Origin of the sequence: Hungatella sp. SL.1.14 (assembly GCF_024460495.1) — a bacterium.
Lineage (GTDB): Bacteria > Bacillota > Clostridia > Lachnospirales > Lachnospiraceae > Hungatella > Hungatella hathewayi.
In genome coordinates this window covers 1-303 of the sequence record NZ_JANFYJ010000312.1, presented here as the reverse complement: position 1 = coordinate 303, position 303 = coordinate 1, and the positions used below count along the sequence as shown (strand labels likewise).

Genomic DNA, 303 nt, shown 5'->3' with positions numbered 1-303 from the left:
CGTTCCTCCGGATTCTCAGGAGCATGCCCCCGAAACACCGGAAGAAAGCACGTCAGAAACAGAAAGAGCCGCCGCATTTGCGCAGAAAATAAAAAAAGCCGTCGCGGCGGCCGATATGGAGGAGCTGGCAGATCTATGCGGCTATCCAGTCTGCATTACTCTGGAATCCGGAGACGGCCGGGAGCTTGAGACGCAGGAGGATTTTACTGCACTCGGGGCAGATACTCTGTTTACACAGAAAGTAAGAGACACCATCGCCGCAGTGCAGGAATCGGAGCTTGAATTCTGCGGCGCTGGTGTAAT

Annotated in this window: 1 pseudogene; it reads left to right on the top strand. The window is 54.5% G+C overall.

Going from position 1 to position 303, the window contains the following annotated elements:
* Positions 1 to 303: pseudogene (locus tag NE473_RS31140) on the top strand (hypothetical protein); the annotation flags it as partial.